Source organism: Agromyces sp. NPDC055661 (genome assembly GCF_053618135.1).
In genome coordinates this window covers 994,724-1,017,678 of the sequence record NZ_JBSHHC010000001.1, presented here as the reverse complement: position 1 = coordinate 1,017,678, position 22,955 = coordinate 994,724, and the positions used below count along the sequence as shown (strand labels likewise).

The following is a 22,955-nucleotide window of genomic DNA, read 5'->3' as shown; positions in this document are numbered from 1 at the left end:
TCACAAGTGAGCGCTAACATCGCGAGTGCCGCCAGAATGGACTGGCGACCCGGCGCACCAGGAACGCAGCAACGCAGGCTTCGCCGGCACCACTGAACAAGGAGGTTCACGCTGATGAAGAAGCTCATCGGAATCGCCGCAGCGGGCGCGATGCTCGTCGCGCTGGCCGGCTGCGCGAGCGGTGGCGGCGGTGCCGCGGCCGAAGGTCCCAAGCCCATCGACGAGCTCGTCGTCGGATTCGCCCAGGTCGGCGCCGAGAGCGGTTGGCGCACGGCCAACACGAAGGACATCCAGGCCTCGTTCGAGGACGCCGGCATCGAGCTCAAGTTCTCCGACGCGCAGCAGAAGCAGGAGAACCAGATCAAGGCGATCCGGTCCTACATCCAGCAGGGCGTCGACTACATCGCGTTCTCGCCCGTCGTCGAGACCGGCTGGGACGCCGTGCTCAACGAGGCCAAGGCCGCCGGCATCCCCGTCGTGCTCACCGACCGTGCGGTCGACAGCAAGGACACGTCGCTCTACGTCTCGTTCCTCGGCTCCGACTTCATCGAGGAGGGCAAGAAGGCCGGCCTCTGGGTGCTCGACGAGTACAAGGACACCACCGAGCCCGTGAACATCGTGCAGCTCGAGGGCACCACGGGCGCCGCGCCGGCGATCGACCGGGCCGAGGGCTTCGCCGACGTGATCCGGCAGAACCCGAACCTGAAGGTGGTCGAGAGCCAGACCGGCGACTTCACACGTGCCGGCGGCAAGCAGGTCATGGAGGCCATGCTGAAGTCGAACCCCGACATCGACCTGGTCTACGCGCACAACGACGACATGGGCCTCGGTGCGATCGAGGCGATCGAGGCGGCGGGCCTGAAGCCCGGCGAGGACATCAAGATCGTCACGGTCGACGCGGTGCACGACGGCATGCAGGCGCTCGCCGACGGCAAGATCAACTTCATCGTCGAGTGCTCGCCGCTGCTCGGCAAGCAGCTGGTCGACATCATCAAGACCCTGAACGACGGGGGCTCGGTGGAGCCGCGCATCATCACCGAGGAGACGACGTTCGACCAGGAGCAGGCGATCGAGGCGCTGCCCGACCGCCAGTACTGAGCCCGAGGCGGGCGGATGCCACGGCATCCGCCCGCCCGGACCGGCGGGTGCGCGGCGACCGAGCCGCACACCCGCCATGCCCTACCCTCGACCAACGGCAACGCACGAGCGGAAGCCGCCACCACCCTCGATGGAGAGACACGTGACCCAGGCATCCGCTGTCGCCCCGGTCGTCGAGATGCGCGACATCTCGATCACGTTCCCCGGCGTGAAGGCGCTCGACGGCGTCGACTTCCGCATGTTCCCGGGCGAGGTGCACTCGCTCATGGGCGAGAACGGCGCCGGCAAGTCGACGCTCATCAAGGCGCTCACCGGCGTGTACGGCATCGACGCCGGCACCATCACGCTCGCGGGCGACGAGGTGTCGTTCAGCGGGCCGGCGCAGGCGCAGGCCGCGGGCATCTCCACCGTCTACCAGGAGGTGAACCTCCTGCCGAACCTGTCGGTGGCGGAGAACATCATGCTCGGCCGCGAGCCGCACCGATTCGGCTCGATCGACTGGCGCGCCATGCGGCGCCGGGCCGCGGTGCTGCTCGAGAGCCTCAACCTCGAGATCGACCCCGGATCGCTGCTCGGCGACCATTCGCTCGCCGTGCAGCAGCTCGTCGCGATCGCCCGCGCGATCGACGTGCAGGCGAAGGTCCTCATCCTCGACGAGCCCACGTCGTCGCTCGACGCCGACGAGGTCGCCGAGCTCTTCCGCGTCATCCGCTCGCTGAAGGAGCAGGGCGTCGCGATCCTCTTCGTCTCGCACTTCCTCGACCAGGTCTACGAGATCTGCGACCGCCTCACGGTGCTGCGCAACGGCAAGCTCGTGGGGGAGTACCTCACCGAGGAGCTGCTGCGCATCGACCTCGTGCAGAAGATGATCGGCAAGGAGCTCACGGCACTCGACGACCTCGAGCAGCGCGCTCGGGCGTCCTTCGCCGACGACTCGGATGCCACGACCTTCGTGAGCGCCGAGGGCCTCGGCCGGCGCGGCGCCATCCACCCGGCCGACCTCCCGATCGCCGCAGGCGAGGTCGTCGGCCTCGCCGGCCTGCTCGGCTCCGGACGCACGGAGTTCGCACGCCTGCTCGGCGGCATCGACCGCGCCGACCAGGGCGAGCTCGAGATCCGCGGCAAGGCCACGAAGCTCCGCACGCCGCGCCAGGCGATCTCGCACCGCATCGCGTACTCCTCCGAGAACCGTCGCGACGAGGGGATCGTCGGCGACCTCACGGTGCGCGACAACATCGTGCTCGCGCTGCAGGCGGACCGCGGGTGGTTCCGCCCGATCCCGAAGAAGCGGCAGGACGAGCTCACGCAGAGTTACATCCAGGCGCTGAACATCCGGCCCGGCAACCCCGACGCGCTCGTGCGGAACCTGTCGGGCGGCAACCAGCAGAAGGTGCTGCTCGCCCGATGGCTCGCGATCGCGCCCCACCTCCTCATCCTCGACGAGCCCACGCGCGGCATCGACATCGGGGCGAAGGCCGAGATCCAGAAGCTCGTGTTCAACCTCGCCGAGAACGGCATGAGCGTGCTGTTCATCTCGGCCGAGCTCGAGGAGGTGCTCCGCCTCAGCCACCGCATCGTCGTGCTCCGCGACCGCTACGTCGTCGCCGACCTCGAGAACGACGGCCTCACGGTCGACTCGCTGCTCGCGCTCATCGCCGACGGCTCGGTCGCCGAAGAGGGCGACGAGGGCGAGGGCGGCGCGGATGCCGCGCGGCTCGAGCCCGTGGCATCCGTCACCGCACCCGACCCCACCAGCGACCCCGCCCAGGGAGGCGACCGATGAGCGCCCTGCTCGCCCGGCTCGTCGCGCATCGGCTCTTCTGGCCGATCGTGATGCTGCTCGTCCTGTTCGCGATCAACCTCATCGCGTTCCCCGGCTTCTTCACCGTCACCGTGCGCGACGGGCATCTGTTCGGGAGTCTCGTCGACATCCTGCGCAACGGCGCGCCGACGCTCATCATCGCGGTCGGCATGACCCTCGTGATCGCCACCCGCGGCATCGACCTGTCGGTCGGCGCGGTCGCCGCCATCTCGGGCGGGGTCGCCTGCTCGATCATCCTCGGCTCGCCCGAGCCCGAGAGCCCCGCGACCGTCGCCGTCGCCGTGGCCGTGGCGCTGCTCATCTCGCTCGTGCTCGGCGTCTGGAACGGCTTCCTCGTGGCGGTGCTCGGCATCCAGCCGATCATCGCGACGCTCATCCTCATGACGGCCGGACGCGGCGTCGCGATGCTCATCACCGAGGGCCAGATCATCACGGTGAACAGCCCGCCGTTCAAGGCGCTCGGGTCGGGCTTCTGGTTCGGCATCCCGATCGCGGTGATCATCGCGGCCGTCGTGTTCGGCGCGGCGGCGCTCATCACGCGGCGCACGGCGCTCGGCATGTTCATCGAGTCCGTCGGCATCAACCCCGAGGCGAGCCGCCAGGCGGGCGTCCGCGCACGTGGGCTGCTGTTCGCCGTCTACACGTTCTGCGCGTTCTGCGCGGCGATCGCGGGTCTCATCCTCACTGCGAACACCGCCGCCGCCGACGCGAACAACACGGGCCTGTTCATCGAGCTCGACGCGATCCTCGCGGTGGTCATCGGCGGCACCTCGCTCGCCGGCGGGCGGTTTTCGCTCCTCGGCACGCTCGTGGGCGCGCTCGTCATACAGACGCTCGTGACGACGGTGTACACCGTGGGCATCCCGCCGATCGCGACCATGGTCTTCAAGGCCGCGGTCGTGACCGTGGTCTGCCTCCTGCAGTCGCCCACCACCGCCGAGGCGCTGAGCGGGTTCCGACGACGACTGGCCGTTCGCGCCGGAAAGGGGGCCGTCGCATCATGACGAAGCTCCTCGACGCCCCCGCCCGCCCCGGCCGCGCCAAGCGACCCGCCGGGCCCGGCCAGACCGGCCCCTCGCGCCGCGGCATCGGCGGCAGCATCCGTGCCCTGCTCACCAGCCCGAAGTACGGACCCGTCACCGTGACCGCCGTGTTGTTCCTCGCGATCTTCGTGATCGGCGGCGTGCGCTACCGCGGGTTCTTCTCGGGGCAGGTGTTCCTCAACCTCCTCGTCGACAACGCGTACCTCATCGTGCTCGCGGTCGGCATGACGTTCGTGATCCTCACGGGCGGCATCGACCTGTCGGTCGGCGCGGTCGTGGCGCTGAGCGGCATGATCGCCGCGAGCCTGCTGCAGACCGGGTGGTCGCCGTGGACCGTCATCCCGCTGATCCTCGTGCTCACGAGCGTGCTGGGGCTGCTCGTCGGGCTCATGATCCACGTCTTCAAGGTGCAGCCGTTCATCGCGACACTCGCGGCGATGTTCCTGGCGCGCGGGCTCTGCTACGTGATCAGCCAGAGCTCGATCTCGATCACCGACGAGACGTTCGTGCAGCTCGCGGTCGCGCGCATCCCGCTCGGCGGCAACATGTCGATCACGCCGAGCGTCATCATCGCCCTCGTCGTCGTGGTGATCGCGGTGTGGGTGCTGCACGCCACGCGCTTCGGCCGCACGGTCTACGCGATCGGCGGCGGCGAGCAGAGCGGCCTCCTCATGGGCCTCCCCGTGGCACGCACCAAGGTGCTCGTCTACGTCGTCTCGGGCTTCTGCTCGGGCCTGGCCGGCGTGCTGTTCACCTTCTACACGCTGTCGGGGTATCCGCTCACCGCGATCGGCACCGAGCTCGACGCGATCGCCGCGGTCGTCATCGGCGGCACGCTGCTCACCGGCGGCTACGGGTTCGTGCTCGGATCGGTGCTCGGCGTCCTCGTGCTCGGGGTCATCCAGACGATCATCACGTTCGAGGGCACGCTCTCGTCGTGGTGGACGAAGATCTTCATCGGCCTGCTGCTGCTCGTGTTCATCATCCTGCAGAAGGTGCTCACGGCCAGGCGGCGCTAGCGGGCGCGGGGTTGGGCCGGCGGTGCGGAGCTTCGGCGGGCCGGGGCCGCGGAGCCTCGGCGGGGCCGGGCCGGACCGGGGCATCCCGGGCAGGATAATCGACGAGAAGGATCGCGCGGAGGCGCGGGGCAGGAGCGCAGCGCGGGTGAGCGACCGGGACGACAAGGCGAGGGTCGCGACGATCTTCGACGTCGCGCGACTGGCCGGCGTGTCCCACCAGACCGTCTCGCGGGTGCTGAACGACCTGCCCAACGTGCGTCCGGCGACGCGCGCCCGGGTCGAGCAGGCGATCAAGCAGCTGCGGTACGTGCCGTCGCCCGCCGCCCGCGCGCTCGTGACCCGGCGCACGCGCACGCTGGGCCTCATCGTCACGGGCGCGCCCGACTACGGCCCGTCGTCGACGGCGTTGCACTTCAACGAGGCCGCGCGCGACGCCCGCTATTCGGTCATCACGGCGAGCATGCTCGAGACGGATGCCCCGAGCCTCCGCTCCGCGGCCGAGCTCCTGGTGCGCCAGAACGTCGAGGCCATCGTGCTCATCGCCGCGCAACGAGCCGCGCTCGACGCGCTCGACGGAGTCGAGCTCGGCGTGCCGATCATCGCCGTGGCCTCCGAGGACCGCGGCGGCATGCACCGCGTCTGGCTCGACCAGTACGGTGGCGCGCGCCTCGCGGTGGATCATCTCATCGGACTCGGGCACCGCGAGATCCGGCACGTCAGCGGACCCACGACCGCCATGGACGCCGCCGAACGGATCCGCGGTTGGTCTGCGGCTCTCGGCGAGCACGGGCTTCCCGCCCGCGAACCCCTCGCCGGCGACTGGTCGCCCGGCAGCGGCTACGTGCACGGCCGCGCGCTCGCGCGCGACCCCGAGATGACCGCGGTGTTCGTCGCGAACGACCAGATGGCCCTCGGCGTGATGCACGCGCTCGCCGAGGCCGGACGCTCGGTGCCGCACGACGTCAGCGTGGTCGGCTTCGACGACATCCCCGAGGCCGCGTACTTCGCGCCGCCGCTCACGACCGTGCGCCAGGACTTCGACGCGCTCGGCCGCGACGCGATGGCGGGCGTGCTCGCCGTGCTCGGCGACGACGACCGGCTCATGCCGGCGCCGACGCTCCCCGAGCTCGTGGTGCGGGCGAGCACGGGGGCGCCGATCCACGATCGGGTCGTGGTCGGGTCGTAGGGCGTCGCGGTGCGTGCGGCGGATGCCGCGGCATCCGCCGACGCGGATATCACGCGCCACGCGGCATCCGTCGACTCGGATCTCGGGTGCCACGCGGCATCCGTCGACTCGGATGCAGGCGATCGCGCGCGATTCAGGCGGATTCCGCGGATCGCCGCCTGAATCGCGGCCGATCGCCTGAGCGCCGCGCGCTCGGCGCGCGACCGGCTCAGCCGACCAGGAACTCCGCGATCACGAGTGCGAGCGTCCGCGGCTCCCAGCGGTGATCGGATGCCGCGATCGCGCGCTGCTCGGCGCGCGGGAGGTTCGCGACGAGCGAGTCGGCCGCCGCCTCCATGAAGTCCATCGTCTCGGTGCCGACGAGCACGAGGGTCGGCTGCGTGATGCCCGCCCAGAGCTCGCGGCGGGGCGCCGACTGCGTCCACGCGAGCGACTCGGCGTCGGGCTCGAGGCTCGGGCCGATGCCGCGCACCATCGGCCAGGCGCCGCTCGACTTCAGGCCCTCGAGCCACTCGGCCGGCATGTCCGCCATGGAGAGCTCGATCCCGGCTTCGCTGCCGCCGTCGGCCAGCGCCGTCCGAAGTGCACCGAGGTACTCCGCGCCCTCGGTGCCGAGCTCCACGTCGAGCGGCGCCTCGAAGAGCACCAGCTTCGACACGGACAGCCCGGCCGCCGCCGCGGCGAGGGCGATCGTCGCGCCCGACGAGTTGCCGAACAGTGCGACGGCGTCGTCGGCACCCTCGGTGAGCTCGTCGATGAGGGCGCGGAGATCCTCGAGGGTCTGCGCGAGCGTGATCGGCGACTCGGCCGGACTGTCGCCGCGGCCGCGCCGATCGTAGTTCACGACCTCGAAGCCGTGGCTCGCCAGGTGCCCGGCCATCTCGGTCGTCGCCGGGTCGAACGCGCGGAACTGCATCGCGCCGCCGACGAGCACGACCGGCGGGCCGGATCCCACCCGGTCGAACCCGATGCGCGTGCCGTCGGCCGAGGTCACGTAGTCGGTCATCGCTGATCCTTCCGTGTGCCCGTCAGGCTAGCCGCGCGCGCCCGCGGCGTCACCCCGTGGCATCCGGGTGCCCGTCGAGCGCACGGGAGCCGAGCCGAATGCAGGAAGGATCGGCCGACTCGCCGTGTGGGGCCGCCTGACTCGCCGAGGCGGAGTCGATTCCTCCTGCATTCGCTCGCTGCGAGGTGGTCGGGGTGCCCGGCCCAGGTGAACGGATGCCGCGACCGCGCGACACGCGCGCCGCTCCCGCGGCGATGTCGGTGGGTGGTGGCAGCATGAATGGCACAACACCATATGTAGGGGTAGTGGCATCCGATGGCCCCAAGATGTCGCACTGCGCTCATTGAGCGCACAGGGCGACACGCCGGGGATTCCGTCCACAGGAGAAAATCCGAACTCCCCACAGGCTGTGGATAACCGGGAGCGAGTCCGCGGGAATCCGCGGATCACCGGGGCATCCGGTTGGGGATGAACAGTGGATAACGCGGTGGAAAACTACAGGGATGTAACTACAGCATGTTGTGGCGGTTCAGTTCCGCAGACACAAGATGTAGTATTGAAGAAGCGAAATCAGCAGTACGGGGGCGGGCTCCTCCGGAGCTCGAGTACACGAAGAGAACGAGGGGAAACCATGACGGTCACGGTCTACACGAAGCCTTCCTGCGTCCAGTGCAACGCCACCTACCGCGCCCTCGACAGCAAGGGCATCGAGTACGAGGTGTTCGACGTCTCCGAAGACGAGCAGGCGCTCGCCCACGTCAAGGAGCTCGGCTACCTGCAGGCCCCGGTCGTCATCACCGACGAAGACCACTGGTCGGGCTTCCGCCCCGACAAGATCGCCGAACTCGCCTCCCGCCTCGCGTAGATCGACTGGGTCGACCGGGCAGGTTCGACTCGGGTCTCGAGACGCGGCCGACTTCGTCGGGCGCTACTCGACCACCGGAAGAACGCGGCGAAGGAAGCATCATGACGAATCTCGTCTTCTTCTCCAGCGTCTCGGGCAACACCAAGCGCTTCATCGAGAAGCTCGGCCGCCCTGCGGCCCGCATCCCGCTGCATGTTCGCGACGACGCCCTGCACGCTGAGGAGCCGTTCGTGCTCGTCGTCCCCACCTATGGCGGTGGGGACGGCAAGGGTGCTGTGCCGAAGCAGGTCATCAAGTTCCTCAACGACCCGCAGAACCGCGCACTGCTGCGCGGCGTCATCAGCGCCGGGAACACCAACTTCGGCAACGCCTACGGCCTCGCCGGCGACATCATCGCCGCGAAGACGGGCGTGCCCCATCTGTATCGATTCGAAGTATTCGGAACACCAGACGACGTTCGCGCCGTCGACGAGGGATTGGACGCATTTTGGTCACGACAAGCACAGCGGCGAACTCGGCAGCAGCAGACGGCGTAGCCCTCATGGACGCTCCGCGCACCACCGTCGCGATGGACTACCACTCGCTGAACGCGATGCTCAACCTCTACGGTGCCGACGGTCGGATCCAGTTCGAGAAGGACCGTGAGGCGGCGCGGGAGTACTTCCTGCAGCACGTCAACCAGAACACCGTCTTCTTCCACTCCCTCAAGGAGCGCCTCGACTACCTCGTCGAGAAGCAGTACTACGAGCAGGCGGTGCTCGACCAGTACCCGTTCGAGTTCATCCAGAAGCTCAACGACCTCGCGTACTCGAAGAAGTTCCGCTTCGAGACCTTCCTCGGCGCGTTCAAGTACTACACGAGCTACACGCTGAAGACGTTCGACGGCAAGCGCTACCTCGAGCGTTTCGAGGACCGCGTCGTCATGACCGCACTCGGCCTCGCCCAGGGCGACGAGCAGCTCGCGACCGACCTCGTCGAAGAGATCATCGGCGGCCGCTTCCAGCCGGCCACGCCCACCTTCCTCAACACGGGCAAGGCGCAGCGCGGCGAGCTCGTCTCCTGCTTCCTCCTCCGCATCGAGGACAACATGGAGTCGATCGCGCGCGGCATCAACTCGGCGCTGCAGCTCTCGAAGCGCGGCGGCGGCGTGGCGCTGCTGCTCAGCAACATCCGCGAGTCGGGCGCGCCGATCAAGCAGATCGAGAACCAGTCGTCAGGCATCATCCCTGTGATGAAGCTGCTCGAGGACTCGTTCAGCTACGCCAACCAGCTGGGTGCCCGCCAGGGCGCCGGCGCGGTGTACCTCAGCGCGCACCACCCCGACATCATGCGGTTCCTCGACACCAAGCGCGAGAACGCCGACGAGAAGATCCGCATCAAGACGCTGTCGCTCGGCGTCGTCGTGCCCGACATCACGTTCGAGCTCGCGAAGAACAACGAGGACATGTACCTCTTCTCCCCGTACGACGTCGAGCGCGTCTACGGCAAGCCGTTCGGCGACGTGCCCATCACCGAGCACTACCGCGCCATGGTCGACGACCCGCGCATCAAGAAGACGAAGATCAACGCGCGCGAGTTCTTCCAGACCCTCGCCGAGATCCAGTTCGAGAGTGGATACCCCTACATCGTCTTCGAGGACACGGTGAACGCGGCGAACCCCATCAAGGGCCGCATCAACATGTCGAACCTGTGCTCCGAGATCCTTCAGGTCAACACCCCGACCACGTACAACGAGGACCTGAGCTACGACGCCATCGGCAAGGACATCAGCTGCAACCTCGGTTCGCTGAACATCGCCCTCACGATGGACGGCCCCGACTTCGGCAAGACCGTCGAGACCGCCATCCGCGGCCTCACCTCGGTGTCGAACCAGAGCCACATCTCCTCGGTGCGGTCGATCGAAGACGGCAACGACAAGTCGCACGCCATCGGCCTCGGCCAGATGAACCTGCACGGCTACCTCGCCCGCGAGCGCATCTTCTACGGCAGCGAGGAGGGCATCGACTTCACGAACATCTACTTCTACACGGTGCTGTTCCACGCGCTGCGCGCGTCGAACACGATCTCCATCGAGCGTGGAGAGGTCTTCGACGGGTTCTGGGAGTCCAAGTACGCGTCGGGCGAGTTCTTCGAGAAGTACACGGATGCCGCGTGGGTGCCCGCGACCGCGAAGGTCACGCAGCTCTTCGCCGACGCCGGCGTGCACATCCCGACGCAGGAGGACTGGCGCGAGCTCGCGGCATCCGTCAAGCAGCACGGCATCTACAACCAGAACCTGCAGGCCGTGCCGCCCACCGGCTCGATCTCGTACATCAACAACTCGACGGCATCGATCCACCCGATCGCGTCGAAGATCGAGATCCGCAAGGAAGGCAAGCTCGGTCGCGTCTACTACCCGGCGGCGTTCATGACGAACGACAACCTCGAGTACTACCAGGACGCGTACGAGATCGGCTACGAGAAGGTCATCGACACCTACGCCGCGGCGACGCAGCACGTCGACCAGGGCCTCTCGCTCACGCTCTTCTTCAAGGACACCGCGACGACCCGCGACATCAACAAGGCGCAGATCTACGCGTGGAAGAAGGGCATCAAGACGATCTACTACATCCGCCTCCGCCAGCTCGCGCTGGAGGGCACGGAAGTGGACGGCTGCGTCAGCTGCATGCTGTAGCTCCGGTGGTCGAGTAGCGCCGCCGCAGACGACGCGTATCGAGACCCACTCCCCGCGACATCCGCTCGAGACATCCGTTCAGAAGGAACCGACATGACCCTCACAGACCCGGTGAACTCGGCGAGCAACGACCCGGCACACACCGGCGGAAAGCTGAAGCTCGTCGACCACGTCAACGCGATCAACTGGAACAAGATCCAGGACGACAAGGACGTCGAGGTCTGGAACCGCCTCGTCAACAACTTCTGGCTGCCCGAGAAGGTGCCGCTGTCGAACGACGTGCAGTCGTGGAACACGCTCACCGCCGACGAGCAGCAGCTCACGATGCGCGTGTTCACGGGGCTCACCCTGCTCGACACGATCCAGGGCACGGTCGGCGCGGTGTCGCTGATCCCCGACTCGCTCACCCCGCACGAGGAGGCGGTGTACACCAACATCGCGTTCATGGAGTCGGTGCACGCGAAGAGCTACTCGTCGATCTTCTCGACGCTGTGCTCGACGAAGGAGATCGACGACGCCTTCCGCTGGTCGGTCGAGAACGAGAACCTGCAGAAGAAGGCTGCGATCGTCATGGAGTACTACCGTGGCGACGAGCCCCTGAAGCGCAAGGTCGCCTCGACGCTGCTCGAGTCGTTCCTCTTCTACTCGGGCTTCTACCTGCCGATGTACTGGTCGTCGCGGGCGAAGCTGACCAACACGGCCGACCTCATCCGCCTCATCATCCGCGACGAGGCCGTGCACGGGTACTACATCGGCTACAAGTTCCAGAAGGGGCTCGAGCTGGTCGACCAGGCCAAGCGCGACGACCTGAAGGACTACACGTTCTCGCTGCTCTACGAGCTCTACGACAACGAGGTGCAGTACACGCAGGACCTCTACGACGGCGTCGGCCTGACCGAAGACGTGAAGAAGTTCCTGCACTACAACGCGAACAAGGCGCTGATGAACCTCGGCTACGAGCCGATGTTCCCGAAGACGGTCACCGACGTGAACCCGGCGATCCTCTCGGCGCTCTCGCCGAACGCCGACGAGAACCACGACTTCTTCTCGGGGTCGGGCTCGTCGTACGTCATCGGCAAGGCGGTCAACACCGAGGACGAGGACTGGGACTTCTAGCGCTCCTGTGAGGCGCGTCGAGAGCTCTGACGTGACCCTGCTCTGAAACGGACGCTCTGGTCCGGGCAACTGGACGGGACTACCCTTTCGCCTGAACGCAAGGTGAGGAGTAGTCATGAAGGTGGAGGGCATCACCTGGCACGCGGTCGTGCTCGAGGATGGGACGTTCGCTGCGACCCGGAAGCTGCTGACGGAGACCATGGGCCTGTCGCCCAAGCTCGAGATGGACGGATGGTCGATGTTCGGCATGCCGAACGGCTCGATCATCGACCTGTTCGCTCCCGAGGCGGCGTCGGAGATGTGTCCTTGGGGCCTCAACGACGGCGTCGTGTTCGGCTTCCGGGTGGACGACATCGATGAGGCCTCTCAGCAGCTGGAGGCAGGCGGCTGCGAGCTCCTCGGTGACGTCAACTTCATCGAGGAGTTGGACTACTCCTGGCGTCACTTCCGCGCTCCCGACGGTCGCGTGTACGGCATCAACCAGCAGCACTGACGGGCCTGCCGGGCCGAGGCGCTGCGTCGTATCGTGGAAACGGATATCCGACGCCGCGAGGGAGGTCGAGGATGAGCGAGGATCCCCAGCGCGCGGCGTGGCAGTACCGGATCGATCGCCTCGCCCGTGAAGAGGCGATCGCCCGTGGCGAGGACCCCGAGGTCGCCGCCGCGACCTCCGAGCCGGCTCGACCGTCCACGCAGGCCGAGCGGTCGGCGTACGTGGAGAACGCGATCCAGCAGGCGATCCGTCGCGGTGAGTTCGACAACCTCCCCGGCGCGGGAAAGCCCCTCGAGGGGTTGACCGGGCAGCACGACCCCGACTGGTGGATCCGTCGCAAGATCGAACGCGAGCAACTGCGCGGATTGGGTCCGCCGGCGCTCACCCTGCGGGTCGAGAGCCTTGAGCTCGAGGCCAACCTGGATCGGATGCATCGCGAATCCGAGGTGCGCGAGGCCGTCGAGGACTTCAACCGGCGCGTGATCGAGGCCCGCCGCCAGCTGCTCGGCGGGCCGCCCGTCGTGACCCCGACTCGGGATGCCGGCGACGAGGTTCGTGCATGGCGCGAGCGCCGCGAAGCCCGACAGCGCCAGGCGGCCGAGGAGCGCGCACAGCTCGAGCAGGAGCAGCGGACACCACGAACTCGCTGGTGGCGGCGTGGTCAATCCTGAGGTGGACGACGCAGCCGCTTGACGTCGGTGCGCCGCTTCTTCGCGTCCAGTCGCCGTTCCTTGGCGCCGCGACTCGGCTTCGTCGGTCGTCGTTGCGGTGACGGCGGCCGCAGCGCGTCGGCGACCACCGCGGCGAGCCGAGCGCGCGCAGCATCTCGGTTGCGCAATTGGGCGCGGTGCTCGGATGCTGCGATCGTCAGTACCCCGTCGACGAGGCGATTGCTCAGACGGTCGAGCAGCCGCTCCCGCTGGTGCGGAGTGAGCACTGTCGAGCCGGCGACATCCCACACGAGCTCTGCTCGGGAGTCGGCGGTGTTCACACCTTGCCCGCCGGGACCTGATGACCGCGAGAAGCGCCAGGACAGCTCGGACTCGGGGATCGTGAGTCGGGAGTCGACCCGAAGACCGGGACGGTGGGCAGCGACCATGCACCCATCATCCTCTTGGGGTCCAGCAGTTCGGGCGAGTCATATGCTCCTGCGCTCATGTAGTTGGAGCCTGTTCACAATCACTGGGCTCTTGTGTCGAGGTTTCCTCAATCCTCGCGCCAATCTTCCCGTGGCCGACTTCCGTCAGGACTACAACATCCCCAATCGGAAATGCAGTCGGATCGACCTGGGGGGATCTCATGCGTTGGATATGGTTCAGGGCCTCGGCCGCAATCGTCGCGAGTTCAGGCGTCGTCGCCGGACTGTTGGTCAACATCGATCGCGCCACACGCGAGGGTCAGGTTCGCGGCGACGTGCTGGCGAATTACTTCAGCCTGTTCACGATCGTGTCGTCGATCCTCAGCGCCGTCGTGCTGACCATCGCGGCGCGATGGATGTTGCGGCACCCCGGGCCTTCACCCGAGCCGGTCGGCATCGCCATGGCGATCGCCGCGGTCACGGCGCCGGTGATCCTGCTCGGCATCGTGTTCAACGTGCTCCTGCGCGGGAATCCAGCCCCGATCGCCGCTACCGACCCCGGCTGGGTCTCGTTCATGGACTCGTGGGCCACGGAAACGCTCCACGTCGTCCTGCCGATCTACTTCGTGATCGACCTGCTGTTCGCGAGCAGGCGCCGTGCGCTCCCATGGTCGTCGCTCGCCATCATCGTCAGCTACCCGCTCGCGTGGACCGTCTACACGATGGTCCGCGGGGAACGCGTGGTCAATCCTGACGGCAGCACGCCCTGGTGGTACCCGTACGGGTTCCTCGACCCGCACACGGCGGGGTACGTGTCGGCGTTCACGTACATCGGCGGCATCCTGTTCGCGTTCCTGCTGCTCGGGGCCGCCATCATCGGCATCGGTCGGGCTCGCGAGCGACACGCCGCGCATCAGGAGGCGTCGCGGCCGCGCATCGGCGGCCTGCCGTTCTGAACCTCGGCCGGTCAGCTCGCCCGGCGGTAGCGGATGTGCGTGGCCAGCGGCGAGTGCAGCACCTCGACGGGCTCGAACCCGAAGGATTCCACGCCGTCGAAGATCCGCTCGCCGGACACGAGCAGGACCGGGGCGATGTCGAGCGTGAGCTCGTCGATCACCCCGGCGACGAGCGCCTGCCGAACGGTGGAGGCGCCGCCCGCGATGTCGACCCCTCCGTCGCCGGCCGCCTCACGTGCGCGTGCATACGCGACGTCGAAGCCGTCGGTGACGAAGTGGAAGGTCGTCCCGCCCTCCATCTCGATCGGTTCGCGAGCGTAATGGGTGAGCACGAACACCGGCGCGTGATACGGCGGCTCGGCTCCCCACCACCCGCGCCAGTCGTCCTCCCACTCACCGCGGATCGGCCCGAACATGTTGCGGCCCATGACGTAGGCGCCGCGCGGGCGCATCAGCCAGCCGGCCGCGATCTCGTCGGCCCCGTTGGCACGCGGATCGCCGGTATGCCAGCCGTGCAGTTCGAATCCGCGCTTGCCGAGCGGGTTCTCGCGACTCTGGTCCGGCCCGGCGACGAAGCCGTCGAGCGAGATGGACATGTGGCAGGTGGTGTGCGGCATCCGACCCAGCGTACTCGTGCGGTCACACGTGCGACGGGGTAGCGTCCAGTGATCGGATGCCTCATGCGACGTGAAGGGCGGGGACGAGGATGGCAGACCAGGACGACCGCTCGGTCGACGGGTACCTCGCCTCGCTCGATGAGCAGACGGCCACGGACAGCGAGACGCTGATCGGGATGATGCGGCGGATCAGTGGGCAGGAACCCACGCTGTGGAATGTCGGCACCATCGGATTCGGCACGTACCACTACCAGTACGCGAGCGGCCGCGAGGGCGACGGCCACACGATCGGCTTCTATCCGCGCAAAGGCAAGCTCACCATCTACCTGATGGATGGCACGGCACGCCACTCGGCGCTCCTCGCCGAACTGGGGGTGCATTCCACCACGGGATACTGCGTCTACATCAAGCGGCTCAGCGACGTCGACCCGGTCGTGCTCGAGCGGATCGTCCGAGCGTCGTACGAGTTCGTCGAATCGAAGTCGCAGGAGGGGCCGATTCGCGAGATCCTCTGGAAATCCGAGGCGTAGACGACCACGCGCCTCAGCCTGCGCCAGGCTCCCGCGGCGGGTTGTACATGAACTCGAGGCGGATGCCGTTGTCGTCCTCGACGAAGGACGCGTAGTAGCGGTCGTTGAACCGCGGGTAGAGCTTCGGCTCGCGCACGGCCGTCCAGCCGGCGTCGAGCGCGATCGCGTGCAGGCGGTCGACCTCCTCGCGGGAGTCGATGGCGAAGGCGAGGTGCTGCCAGCCGACCCGGCCGTGGCGGTGCGGTCCGCTGCCCGGCTCGCGGGCGGGGAAGAGGATCAGCTCCTCCACACCCCGGTACCACGACACGCCGTTGTCGGCGTCCTGCCGCGTGCAGCCGAGTGCCGTCATCACCGGATCGAACTGGGCGACCGAACGAGGCAGGTCATCGACGGTGATGCCGAGGTGATCGAAGAGAGGCACCGGGACATCCTATGGGGGCGAGGTGCGACACCGCCCGCGCGCTCCGGAACTCGCAGAGCGCACGGGCGGCCCGGCGCGGCACAGCACGTGCGAACGGGCTACTCGACGAGCTTGCCCACAGTCGACACGTCGCGCATGAGCGCTGCGATCTCCTCGGGGATCGCGGGGATCTCCTCGCGGGTGACGCCCGTCGACGGCGACCACACCAGGTTCACCTGCAGTGACGGATCGAGCGACGGGTAGTCGCTCCGGTTGTGGCATCCGCGGGTCTCGCGCCGTTCGAGCGCGGCCTCGAGGGTCGCCCGAGCGGCGAGCGCGGCCGACTTCAGGTCGAAGGCGTGCGCCAGGTCCTGGTAGCCGGCGATGTCGGGGTGCACGCCGATGTCGGCCATGCGCGCCTTGATCGCGTCGAGCTCGGCGAGTCCGGCGAGGAGGCCGGCGTCGTCGCGCACCACACCGGCGTGCTCGGTCATGGTGTTGCGGATGGCGCGCTGCAGGGCGCGGACGTTCTCCGAGCCATCCGATGCCAGCAGCCCGGCGATCTCGGAGCGTGCCGCCTCGACCGCGGCCGCCGAGCGCTGCTGCGCAGGGAGCGCGGCAGAGTACGCCGCCGCCGCCTGTCCCACGATGCGTCCGAAGACGAGCAGCTCGATGAGCGAGTTGCCGCCGAGGCGGTTGGCGCCATGCAGGCCCGAGGATGCCTCGCCGATGGCGTAGAGGCCGGGGACATCCGTGCCGTGGTCGTCGGGGCGCACCCACACGCCGCCCATCGAGTAGTGCGCGGTGGGCGCGATCTCGATCGGCTCCTTCGTGATGTCGAGCATCTGCAGCTCGAGCATGGTCTGGTAGACGCGGGGGAGGCGCTGCATGATCGTCTCGCGGGGCAGGTGCGAGACATCCAGCCAGACACCGCCATTGGGTGTTCCGCGCCCCTCCTTGATCTCGGTGTACGCCGCGAGCGCGACGCGGTCGCGCGTCGAGAGCTCCATGCGCTCGGGGTCGTACTTCGCCATGAAGCGCTCGCCGAGGCCGTTGGTGAGGACGCCGCCTTCGCCGCGGGCCGCCTCGGAGATGAGGGTGCCCGCCGCGCTCTCGGGCTCGATGATGCCCGACGGGTGGAACTGCACGAGCTCGGGGTCGCGCACGCGGCCGCCCGCCTCGACGGCGAGGCGCCACGAGTCGCCCGTGTTCTCGTCGCGGCGCGACGAGGTGCGACGCCAGATGCGGTTGTGGCCGCCGGCGGCGAGGATGACCGCGTCGGCGTGGATGAGGTACCGCGTGCCGTCCTCGAGGTCGAAGCCGTAGGCGCCGAAGACCGCGCCGTCGTCGTTCACGAGGATGCGCGTGACGTACACCGTGTCGAGGATCGGCACGTTGAGCTGCGCCGCCCGGTTGACGAGGGTGCGCTGGATCTCGAGCCCGGTGTAGTCGCCCGCGAACGCCGTGCGGCGGTAGGTGTGGGCGCCGAAGAAGCGCTGTGAGATGCGGCCGTCGTCCTCGCGGGCGAACGGCATGCCGTAGCGCTCGAGGTCCTGGATGCCGCGGGCCGCGTTCTTCGTGACGATCTCGACGGTGTGCGGGTTCGCGAGGAGGTAGCTCTCCTTCAGCGTGTCGGCGGCGTGCTGCTGCCAGCTGTCGTCGGGGTCCATCGTGGAGAGGGCGGCGTTGATGCCGCCGGCGGCGAGCGAGGTGTGCGCGTCGGACTTCGGTCGCTTGCCGAGCGCGAGCACGTCGACGCCGGCCTCGGCGAGTTCGATGGCGGCGCGCAGGCCCGATCCGCCGGTGCCGATGACGAGCACGGTCGTGGAGAGCTGCCGCTCGGACGTGGTACTGGTGGTCATGCGCTCCACGCTAAGCATCCCTCGCGTATTACTCCAATGCATATTCGGCGTGCGAACGATGCGCGTAGGCTATTGATGTGAACCTCGAGCAACTGCGCAGCTTCGTCGAGGTGGCGAAGTTCGGCAACTTCACCCGGGCCGCCGAGGAGCTCTACCTCGCCCAGCCCTCCCTGAGCCGCCAGATCGCCGCGCTCGAGCAGGACCTCGGCGCCGAGCTGTTCCACCGCGCCCGAGGCGGCAGCACGCTCACGGTCGCGGGCGAATCGCTGCTTCCGCTCGCGCGCAGAATGCTCGCCGACGCCGATTCGGTGCGGCGCGAGCTCGCCGAACTCGCCGGCCTCGAGCGCGGGCGGGTGCGCCTCGGCGCGACGCCGACGCTCTGCATCAGCCTCGTCGCCGAGGTGTTCAGCGCGTTCCACGCGGAGCATCCCGGCATCGACCTGCACCTGTCCGAACAGGGCTCGCGCCGGCTGCTCGACGAGCTCGGCGCCGGCGAACTCGACCTCGCGCTCATTACGACCTCCGACGCGGCATCCGCCGGCGCGGCCGAACGGTTCACGGTGACGCCACTGCTCGTCGAAGAGCTCGTGGTGGTGTCATCCGCTGCGGCCCCGCCGGTGACCACCGCAGACACGATCAGGCTCGCGGATGTCGCCGAGCTGCCGCAGATCGTCTTCAGCTCGACCTACGACCTGCGCGCGACCACCGATGCGGCATTCCGCGCGGCCGAGCTCATGCCCGAGGTCGTGCTCGAGGGCGCCGAGATGGACGCGGTCCTGCGCTTCGTCGAGCGCGGGCTCGGGGTCGCCATCGTCCCCGCGATGGTGCTCATCGACCGCCCCGGCCTGCGATCGGTTCGGCTCGAGGAGCCGACGCTCGAGCGCACGATCAGCGTCGCTCGGCCGGCCGACGTCGCGCCGACCGCGGCGGTCGAGGTCATGCGCCACACCATCAGCGTCAGCGCGACGGCATTCGCTGCCAGGGCGGGGGAGACGATGCGGCTCGCCGGCGCGACGCCGTGACCCGATTCCTCGTCGTTCAGTCTCCGATGGGCTCCCAGACCAGCTCGGCCACATCCAGCACGAGCGCGGGGCCGGCATCCGAACCGCTGGACGATCGCACTTCGCCGACGCACACGCACACGACGTCGTTCAGCCTGCGGTAGTCGGGATGATCGCTCAGGTGCAGCACCGTGCCGACGACCTGCCGCGAACCGACCGGGTGAGCCCGCCCGTACCCGTGGCATTCGAACATGATCGTGGCAGCGTCGTCCGTCTCGATCACCCCGCGCATGTCGGGCTGGAACGGGCCGTCGTCCGTCCGCCGCAGCGGGGCATTCGCCGCCCGGAAGCGACCGGTGAGCGCGCCCTCGCAGGATCCCTCCGCCAGGTAGAAGTGCTGCTGCCAGCCGCCCTCGAGGTCGACCGCCCAACCCTGCGGATAGACGAATCGAAGTCGGTAGAGGTACTCGAGCCGCATCCGCCCCGCTCCTCGCTTCGGACTCGATCGTTCAGGTGCGGCTCCCTGGCCGCGCGACCCACGGTAGAAGTGCCGGCCACGGCGGTCAAGCGACGTCGCCGACCTCCCGCATGCCCGCGTACGGTGGAGCAGGGTCGAATCTCCACGATGACGTGGAGTGAGGGGGGCACCTTGGGCACGATCATCCACCAGCCTGCTGCACAGATGATGGCCGGGCACGCCGTCGGAATCCTGCTGCTGAACACCGGTTACCCGATCATCCCGGGCAACGTTGCGAACGCGTCGACCTACGACTACCCGGTCAGGTTCACGGTCGTCGAGGGCGCCGACAGTCCCCGCCTGATCGGCGGTGATCCGACGCTGCTCGAGCCCATCCTCGCCGCCGCCCAAGAGCTGGTCCGCGATGGCTGCCGCGCGATCGTCGGTGCATGCGGCTACTTCGCCAGATTCCAGCGCGAGCTCGCCGAGGCGCTGCCGGTCCCGGTGTTCCTGTCGAGCCTGTGCCAGGTCCCGATGCTGCTCGGAGCACTGCAGCCCGAGCAGCGGCTCGGCATCCTCTGCGCGAAGCAGAGCAGCCTCGACCAGCGGATGCTGACGGCGGTGGGCATCCGCGAGGACGCGCCCATCGTCGTGGCCGGAATGGAGCACAGCCCCGGGTTCCGCGGCGCGATCCTCGAGGACCAGGGCTGGATGGACGTCGACCAGGTGCGGGACGAGGTCGTCGGCGCGGCCGTTCGGCTCGTGGCCGATCATCCCGAGATCGGCGGCCTGCTGCTCGAGTGCAGCGACATGCCCCCGTACGCCAAGCAGATCCAGGACGCGACCGGCCTGCCCGTGTGGGACTACGTCACCCTCATCGACTGGATCCACTCGAGCGTCGTACGTCGCACCTACGACGGCTTCATCTAGCTCGACAGGGGAGTGCGTCCGCCGACTCCGAGGACTAGCGTGGGGCGCGTGTCCGTTCGCGAGGCCGACGCACGCACCGCTCACGCCGACGGCGTGGAGCGGCTCCTGGCAAGCTACCGGGCGCTGCCCGAGGCATCCGCGGTTCGGCTCGCGAAGCCCACGTCGAACCTGTTCCGGCCTCGCGTGCCGGCGGATGCCGCGGGGCTCGACACGTCGGGACTGACGCACGTCATGGCGGTCGACCCCGAGGCCCGCACGGCCGACGTCGCGGGCATGTGCACCTACGAGGACCTCGTGGCTGCGACCCTCCCGTACGGGCTCACGCCACTCGTCGTGCCGCAGCTGAAGACGATCACGCTCGGTGGCGCGGTCACGGGCCTCGGCATCGAGTCGGCGTCGTTCCGCAACGGGATGCCGCACGAGTCCGTGCTCGAGCTCGACATCCTCACCGGGGCCGGCGAACTCGTGACGGCGTCGCCCGACGAGCATGCCGACCTGTTCCGCGCGTTCCCCAACTCGTACGGCACGCTCGGCTACGCGGTGCGCCTGCGCATCGAGCTCGAGCCCGTGCAGCCGTTCGTGACGCTCACGCACGTGCGGTTCCACACCCTCGCGGAACTCGTCGCAGAGATGGATCGGATCGTCGAGACCGGCCTGCACGACGGCGAACGGGTCGACTACCTCGACGGCGTCGTGTTCAGCGCCGACGAGAGCTACCTCTGCCTCGGCACGCAGACCGCGGCATCCGGCCCGGTCAGCGACTACACCCGGCAGCGGATCTTCTATCGCTCGATGCAGCACGACGAGGGGGAGCTCCACGATCGCCTGACGATCCACGACTACCTGTGGCGGTGGGACACCGACTGGTTCTGGTGCTCGGAGGGGTTCGGCGCGCAGCATCCGCTCGTTCGCCGGCTCTGGCCGCGACGGTATCGCCGCAGCCGCTCGTACTGGAAGCTGATGCGGATCGCGCGGCGGTACGGCATCGCCGACGCGATCGAGCGCTTCAAGCGGCGCCCGCCGCGCGAATGGGTCATCCAGGACATCGAGGTGCCGATCGGGCGCACCGTCGAGTTCCTCGACTGGTTCCTCGAGAACGTGCCGATCGAGCCGATCTGGCTCTGCCCCGTGCGGATGCGGGACGACGACGGCTGGTCGCTCTATCCGCTCCGGCCGCGCGAGACCTACGTCAACGTCGGCTTCTGGTCGACGGTGCCGGTCGGGGCGACCCCCGGCGAGACGAATCGGCGCATCGAGCAGCAGGTCGGCGAGCTCGACGGGCACAAGTCGCTCTACTCCGATGCCTACTATCCCTGCGAGGAGTTCGACGCGCGGTACGGCGGCGACGCCTACCGCGCCGTGAAGGGCCGCTACGACCCCGACGGACGACTCCTCGACCTCTACGAGAAGGCGGTGCAACGACGATGACGACGTTCAAGGACCAGGCGCCCGAGACGGCCGAGACGGATGCCGCGACTGGACCGTCGGGCGACGACGGCAAGCTCAGCCTCGCCGAGATCCTCGAGCTGCTCGCCGGCGGGCGGCTGCCGCTGCGGTTCACCGCGTACGACGGCAGCGCGGCCGGCCCCGAGGACGCCCCGTTCGGGCTCGAGCTGACGTCGCCGCGCGGCACCACGTACCTCGCCACCGCGCGCGGCGATCTCGGCCTGGCCCGCGCCTACATCGCCGGCGACATCGAGGTCCACGGCGTCCATCCGGGCGACCCGTACGAGTTGCTCAAGGCCCTCGCCGACCAGCTGGTGTTCCGAATGCCGCCGCCGAAGACCATGGCGAGGATCGTGCGGTCCATCGGCGTCGAGCACCTGCGCCCGATCGCCCCGCCGCCGCAGGAGGTGCCGCCGCGCTGGCGACGGCTCGGCACCGGACGCCGGCACAGCAAGGCGCGCGACGCCGAGGTGATCCACTACCACTACGACGTCTCGAACACCTTCTACGAGTGGGTACTCGGGCCGTCGATGACGTACACCTGCGCGTGCTACCCGAGCGCCGAGGCATCCCTCGACGAAGCGCAGGAGAACAAGTACCGGCTCGTGTTCGAGAAGCTGCGGCTGAAGCCGGGCGATCGACTGCTCGACGTCGGATGCGGCTGGGGCGGCATGGTGCGCTACGCCGCGCGCCGTGGCGTGCGCGCGCTCGGTGTGACCCTGTCGCAGGAGCAGGCGATGTGGGCGCAGCGAGCGATCGCCGACGAGGGGCTCGCCGACCTCGCGGAGGTGCGCTACGGCGACTACCGCGACATCCGCGAGTCGAACTTCGACGCGGTGTCGTCGATCGGGCTGCTCGAGCACATCGGCGTGCGGAACTACAAGGGGTACTTCCGCTTCCTGCGGTCACGGCTGCGGCCGGGCGGGCTGCTGCTCAACCACTGCATCACCCGCCCCGAGAACACGACCGAGCCGTCGACGCACGGGTTCATCGACCGCTACGTCTTCCCCGACGGCGAGCTCACCGGCTCCGGCCGCATCATCACCGAGGCGCAGGATGCCGGGCTGGAGGTGCTGCACGAGGAGAACCTGCGGCCGCACTACGCGCTGACACTGCGGGACTGGTGCGCCAACCTCGTCGCGCACTGGGACGATGCCGTCGAGGAGGTCGGCCTCGAGAGAGCCAAGGTGTGGGGCCTCTACATGGCCGGGTCGCGGCTCCAGTTCGAGCGCGGCGGGATCCAGCTGCACCAGGTGCTCGCGGTGAAGGACGACGGGCACGGCGGCACGGGCGACCTGCCGCTGCGGCCGTGGTGGAGCGGGTAAGCGTTTTCGTCCGGGGGTGCCGCCGGCGCCT

The 22,955-nt window shown here is 68.6% G+C and carries 23 protein-coding genes; 17 read left to right on the top strand and 6 right to left on the bottom strand.

Annotated features, from left to right (window positions below; all coding sequences use genetic code 11):
• The first annotated feature begins 114 nt into the window (after positions 1 to 114).
• From ACWGO8_RS04650 to ACWGO8_RS04630, 5 genes are all read left to right on the top strand, one after another.
• Entirely contained in the window at positions 115 to 1,098 is a 984-nt protein-coding gene (locus ACWGO8_RS04650; RefSeq protein ID WP_452041954.1) for an ABC transporter substrate-binding protein, read from the top strand.
• A gap of 130 nt (positions 1,099 to 1,228) precedes the next feature.
• Positions 1,229 to 2,881, top strand: a complete 1,653-nt coding sequence (locus ACWGO8_RS04645; RefSeq protein ID WP_452041953.1) for a sugar ABC transporter ATP-binding protein — start codon at positions 1,229 to 1,231, stop codon at positions 2,879 to 2,881.
• The gene (locus ACWGO8_RS04640; RefSeq protein WP_452041952.1) at positions 2,878 to 3,924 is read left to right on the top strand and encodes an ABC transporter permease; all 1,047 of its coding nucleotides are present in this window, start codon (positions 2,878 to 2,880) and stop codon (positions 3,922 to 3,924) included. The genes ACWGO8_RS04645 and ACWGO8_RS04640 overlap by 4 nt, the downstream gene beginning before the upstream one ends.
• Positions 3,921 to 4,982, top strand: coding sequence for a galactofuranose ABC transporter, permease protein YjfF (yjfF, locus tag ACWGO8_RS04635; protein WP_452041951.1), 1,062 nt, complete (start codon positions 3,921 to 3,923; stop codon positions 4,980 to 4,982). The genes ACWGO8_RS04640 and yjfF overlap by 4 nt, the downstream gene beginning before the upstream one ends.
• Positions 4,983 to 5,127: 145 nt before the next feature.
• The gene (locus ACWGO8_RS04630) at positions 5,128 to 6,168 is read left to right on the top strand and encodes a LacI family DNA-binding transcriptional regulator (RefSeq protein WP_452041950.1); all 1,041 of its coding nucleotides are present in this window, start codon (positions 5,128 to 5,130) and stop codon (positions 6,166 to 6,168) included.
• A gap of 208 nt (positions 6,169 to 6,376) precedes the next feature.
• On the opposite strand, the gene ACWGO8_RS04625 is transcribed toward ACWGO8_RS04630, so the two are convergent.
• Positions 6,377 to 7,174, bottom strand: coding sequence for an alpha/beta fold hydrolase (locus ACWGO8_RS04625; protein ID WP_452041949.1), 798 nt, complete (start codon positions 7,172 to 7,174; stop codon positions 6,377 to 6,379).
• A gap of 631 nt (positions 7,175 to 7,805) precedes the next feature.
• Here ACWGO8_RS04625 and nrdH point away from each other — a divergent pair.
• The 6 genes from nrdH to ACWGO8_RS04595 all read left to right on the top strand — a co-directional run bounded on the left by nrdH (position 7,806) and on the right by ACWGO8_RS04595 (position 12,993).
• On the top strand, positions 7,806 to 8,039 hold the full coding sequence (gene nrdH, locus ACWGO8_RS04620; protein WP_148732445.1) for a glutaredoxin-like protein NrdH: 234 nt from the start codon (positions 7,806 to 7,808) through the stop codon (positions 8,037 to 8,039).
• Between the two features lie 101 nt (positions 8,040 to 8,140).
• A complete protein-coding gene (gene nrdI, locus ACWGO8_RS04615; RefSeq protein ID WP_452041948.1) occupies positions 8,141 to 8,575 on the top strand; it encodes a class Ib ribonucleoside-diphosphate reductase assembly flavoprotein NrdI in 435 nt (144 codons plus the stop codon).
• A gap of 5 nt (positions 8,576 to 8,580) precedes the next feature.
• A complete protein-coding gene (gene nrdE, locus ACWGO8_RS04610; RefSeq protein ID WP_452041947.1) occupies positions 8,581 to 10,713 on the top strand; it encodes a class 1b ribonucleoside-diphosphate reductase subunit alpha in 2,133 nt (710 codons plus the stop codon).
• A 93-nt stretch (positions 10,714 to 10,806) separates the two neighbouring features.
• A complete protein-coding gene (nrdF, locus tag ACWGO8_RS04605) occupies positions 10,807 to 11,829 on the top strand; it encodes a class 1b ribonucleoside-diphosphate reductase subunit beta (protein WP_376955938.1) in 1,023 nt (340 codons plus the stop codon).
• A 115-nt stretch (positions 11,830 to 11,944) separates the two neighbouring features.
• The gene (locus tag ACWGO8_RS04600) at positions 11,945 to 12,322 is read left to right on the top strand and encodes a VOC family protein (RefSeq protein WP_452041946.1); all 378 of its coding nucleotides are present in this window, start codon (positions 11,945 to 11,947) and stop codon (positions 12,320 to 12,322) included.
• A gap of 71 nt (positions 12,323 to 12,393) precedes the next feature.
• A complete protein-coding gene (locus ACWGO8_RS04595; RefSeq protein WP_452041945.1) occupies positions 12,394 to 12,993 on the top strand; it encodes a DnaJ family domain-containing protein in 600 nt (199 codons plus the stop codon).
• Here the strand turns inward: ACWGO8_RS04595 and arfB are convergent.
• Positions 12,984 to 13,421 (bottom strand): alternative ribosome rescue aminoacyl-tRNA hydrolase ArfB, encoded by a 438-nt coding sequence (arfB, locus tag ACWGO8_RS04590; RefSeq protein WP_452041944.1) that lies wholly within the window; start codon positions 13,419 to 13,421, stop codon positions 12,984 to 12,986. The genes ACWGO8_RS04595 and arfB overlap by 10 nt on opposite strands.
• 314 nt (positions 13,422 to 13,735) lie before the next feature.
• On the opposite strand from arfB, the gene ACWGO8_RS04585 reads away from it, so the two are divergent.
• Complete coding sequence (locus ACWGO8_RS04585) at positions 13,736 to 14,356, top strand: Pr6Pr family membrane protein (protein WP_452041943.1); 621 nt, start codon at positions 13,736 to 13,738, stop codon at positions 14,354 to 14,356.
• Between the two features lie 11 nt (positions 14,357 to 14,367).
• On the opposite strand, the gene ACWGO8_RS04580 is transcribed toward ACWGO8_RS04585, so the two are convergent.
• Positions 14,368 to 14,973 (bottom strand): dihydrofolate reductase family protein, encoded by a 606-nt coding sequence (locus ACWGO8_RS04580; RefSeq protein WP_452041942.1) that lies wholly within the window; start codon positions 14,971 to 14,973, stop codon positions 14,368 to 14,370.
• Between the two features lie 89 nt (positions 14,974 to 15,062).
• Here ACWGO8_RS04580 and ACWGO8_RS04575 point away from each other — a divergent pair, with 89 nt between their 5' ends.
• Positions 15,063 to 15,503 (top strand): DUF1801 domain-containing protein, encoded by a 441-nt coding sequence (locus ACWGO8_RS04575; protein ID WP_452041941.1) that lies wholly within the window; start codon positions 15,063 to 15,065, stop codon positions 15,501 to 15,503.
• Between the two features lie 13 nt (positions 15,504 to 15,516).
• Here ACWGO8_RS04575 and ACWGO8_RS04570 read toward each other — a convergent pair whose 3' ends face one another.
• Positions 15,517 to 15,924 (bottom strand): VOC family protein, encoded by a 408-nt coding sequence (locus tag ACWGO8_RS04570; protein WP_452041940.1) that lies wholly within the window; start codon positions 15,922 to 15,924, stop codon positions 15,517 to 15,519.
• 98 nt (positions 15,925 to 16,022) lie between these two features.
• Complete coding sequence (locus tag ACWGO8_RS04565; protein WP_452041939.1) at positions 16,023 to 17,765, bottom strand: L-aspartate oxidase; 1,743 nt, start codon at positions 17,763 to 17,765, stop codon at positions 16,023 to 16,025.
• Positions 17,766 to 17,842: 77 nt separating this feature from the next.
• Between ACWGO8_RS04565 and ACWGO8_RS04560 the strand changes: the two genes are divergently transcribed.
• Positions 17,843 to 18,787, top strand: a complete 945-nt coding sequence (locus tag ACWGO8_RS04560; protein ID WP_452041938.1) for a LysR family transcriptional regulator — start codon at positions 17,843 to 17,845, stop codon at positions 18,785 to 18,787.
• 16 nt (positions 18,788 to 18,803) lie between these two features.
• On the opposite strand, the gene ACWGO8_RS04555 is transcribed toward ACWGO8_RS04560, so the two are convergent.
• The gene (locus ACWGO8_RS04555; RefSeq protein WP_452041937.1) at positions 18,804 to 19,244 is read right to left on the bottom strand and encodes a hypothetical protein; all 441 of its coding nucleotides are present in this window, start codon (positions 19,242 to 19,244) and stop codon (positions 18,804 to 18,806) included.
• A 147-nt stretch (positions 19,245 to 19,391) separates the two neighbouring features.
• Here ACWGO8_RS04555 and ACWGO8_RS04550 point away from each other — a divergent pair, with 147 nt between their 5' ends.
• From ACWGO8_RS04550 to ACWGO8_RS04540, 3 genes are read left to right on the top strand one after another with little or no spacing between them, the layout of a single operon-like run.
• A complete protein-coding gene (locus tag ACWGO8_RS04550) occupies positions 19,392 to 20,153 on the top strand; it encodes an aspartate/glutamate racemase family protein (RefSeq protein WP_452041936.1) in 762 nt (253 codons plus the stop codon).
• Between the two features lie 48 nt (positions 20,154 to 20,201).
• Positions 20,202 to 21,581 (top strand): FAD-binding oxidoreductase, encoded by a 1,380-nt coding sequence (locus ACWGO8_RS04545; protein WP_452041935.1) that lies wholly within the window; start codon positions 20,202 to 20,204, stop codon positions 21,579 to 21,581.
• Complete coding sequence (locus ACWGO8_RS04540; RefSeq protein WP_452041934.1) at positions 21,578 to 22,924, top strand: class I SAM-dependent methyltransferase; 1,347 nt, start codon at positions 21,578 to 21,580, stop codon at positions 22,922 to 22,924. The genes ACWGO8_RS04545 and ACWGO8_RS04540 overlap by 4 nt, the downstream gene beginning before the upstream one ends.
• Positions 22,925 to 22,955 lie beyond the last annotated feature (31 nt).

Coding starts and splice junctions, on each gene's coding strand:
- ACWGO8_RS04625 (WP_452041949.1), bottom strand. CDS start 7,174: ATGACCGACTACGTGACCTCGGCCGACGGCACGCGCATCGGGTTCGAC.
- yjfF (WP_452041951.1), top strand. CDS start 3,921: ATGACGAAGCTCCTCGACGCCCCCGCCCGCCCCGGCCGCGCCAAGCGA.
- ACWGO8_RS04600 (WP_452041946.1), top strand. CDS start 11,945: ATGAAGGTGGAGGGCATCACCTGGCACGCGGTCGTGCTCGAGGATGGG.
- ACWGO8_RS04550 (WP_452041936.1), top strand. CDS start 19,392: ATGACGTGGAGTGAGGGGGGCACCTTGGGCACGATCATCCACCAGCCT.
- ACWGO8_RS04555 (WP_452041937.1), bottom strand. CDS start 19,244: ATGCGGCTCGAGTACCTCTACCGACTTCGATTCGTCTATCCGCAGGGT.
- ACWGO8_RS04645 (WP_452041953.1), top strand. CDS start 1,229: ATGGAGAGACACGTGACCCAGGCATCCGCTGTCGCCCCGGTCGTCGAG.
- ACWGO8_RS04580 (WP_452041942.1), bottom strand. CDS start 14,973: ATGCCGCACACCACCTGCCACATGTCCATCTCGCTCGACGGCTTCGTC.
- ACWGO8_RS04640 (WP_452041952.1), top strand. CDS start 2,878: ATGAGCGCCCTGCTCGCCCGGCTCGTCGCGCATCGGCTCTTCTGGCCG.
- arfB (WP_452041944.1), bottom strand. CDS start 13,421: ATGGTCGCTGCCCACCGTCCCGGTCTTCGGGTCGACTCCCGACTCACG.
- nrdE (WP_452041947.1), top strand. CDS start 8,581: ATGGACGCTCCGCGCACCACCGTCGCGATGGACTACCACTCGCTGAAC.
- nrdI (WP_452041948.1), top strand. CDS start 8,141: ATGACGAATCTCGTCTTCTTCTCCAGCGTCTCGGGCAACACCAAGCGC.
- nrdH (WP_148732445.1), top strand. CDS start 7,806: ATGACGGTCACGGTCTACACGAAGCCTTCCTGCGTCCAGTGCAACGCC.
- ACWGO8_RS04595 (WP_452041945.1), top strand. CDS start 12,394: ATGAGCGAGGATCCCCAGCGCGCGGCGTGGCAGTACCGGATCGATCGC.
- nrdF (WP_376955938.1), top strand. CDS start 10,807: ATGACCCTCACAGACCCGGTGAACTCGGCGAGCAACGACCCGGCACAC.
- ACWGO8_RS04540 (WP_452041934.1), top strand. CDS start 21,578: ATGACGACGTTCAAGGACCAGGCGCCCGAGACGGCCGAGACGGATGCC.
- ACWGO8_RS04565 (WP_452041939.1), bottom strand. CDS start 17,765: ATGACCACCAGTACCACGTCCGAGCGGCAGCTCTCCACGACCGTGCTC.
- ACWGO8_RS04575 (WP_452041941.1), top strand. CDS start 15,063: ATGGCAGACCAGGACGACCGCTCGGTCGACGGGTACCTCGCCTCGCTC.
- ACWGO8_RS04650 (WP_452041954.1), top strand. CDS start 115: ATGAAGAAGCTCATCGGAATCGCCGCAGCGGGCGCGATGCTCGTCGCG.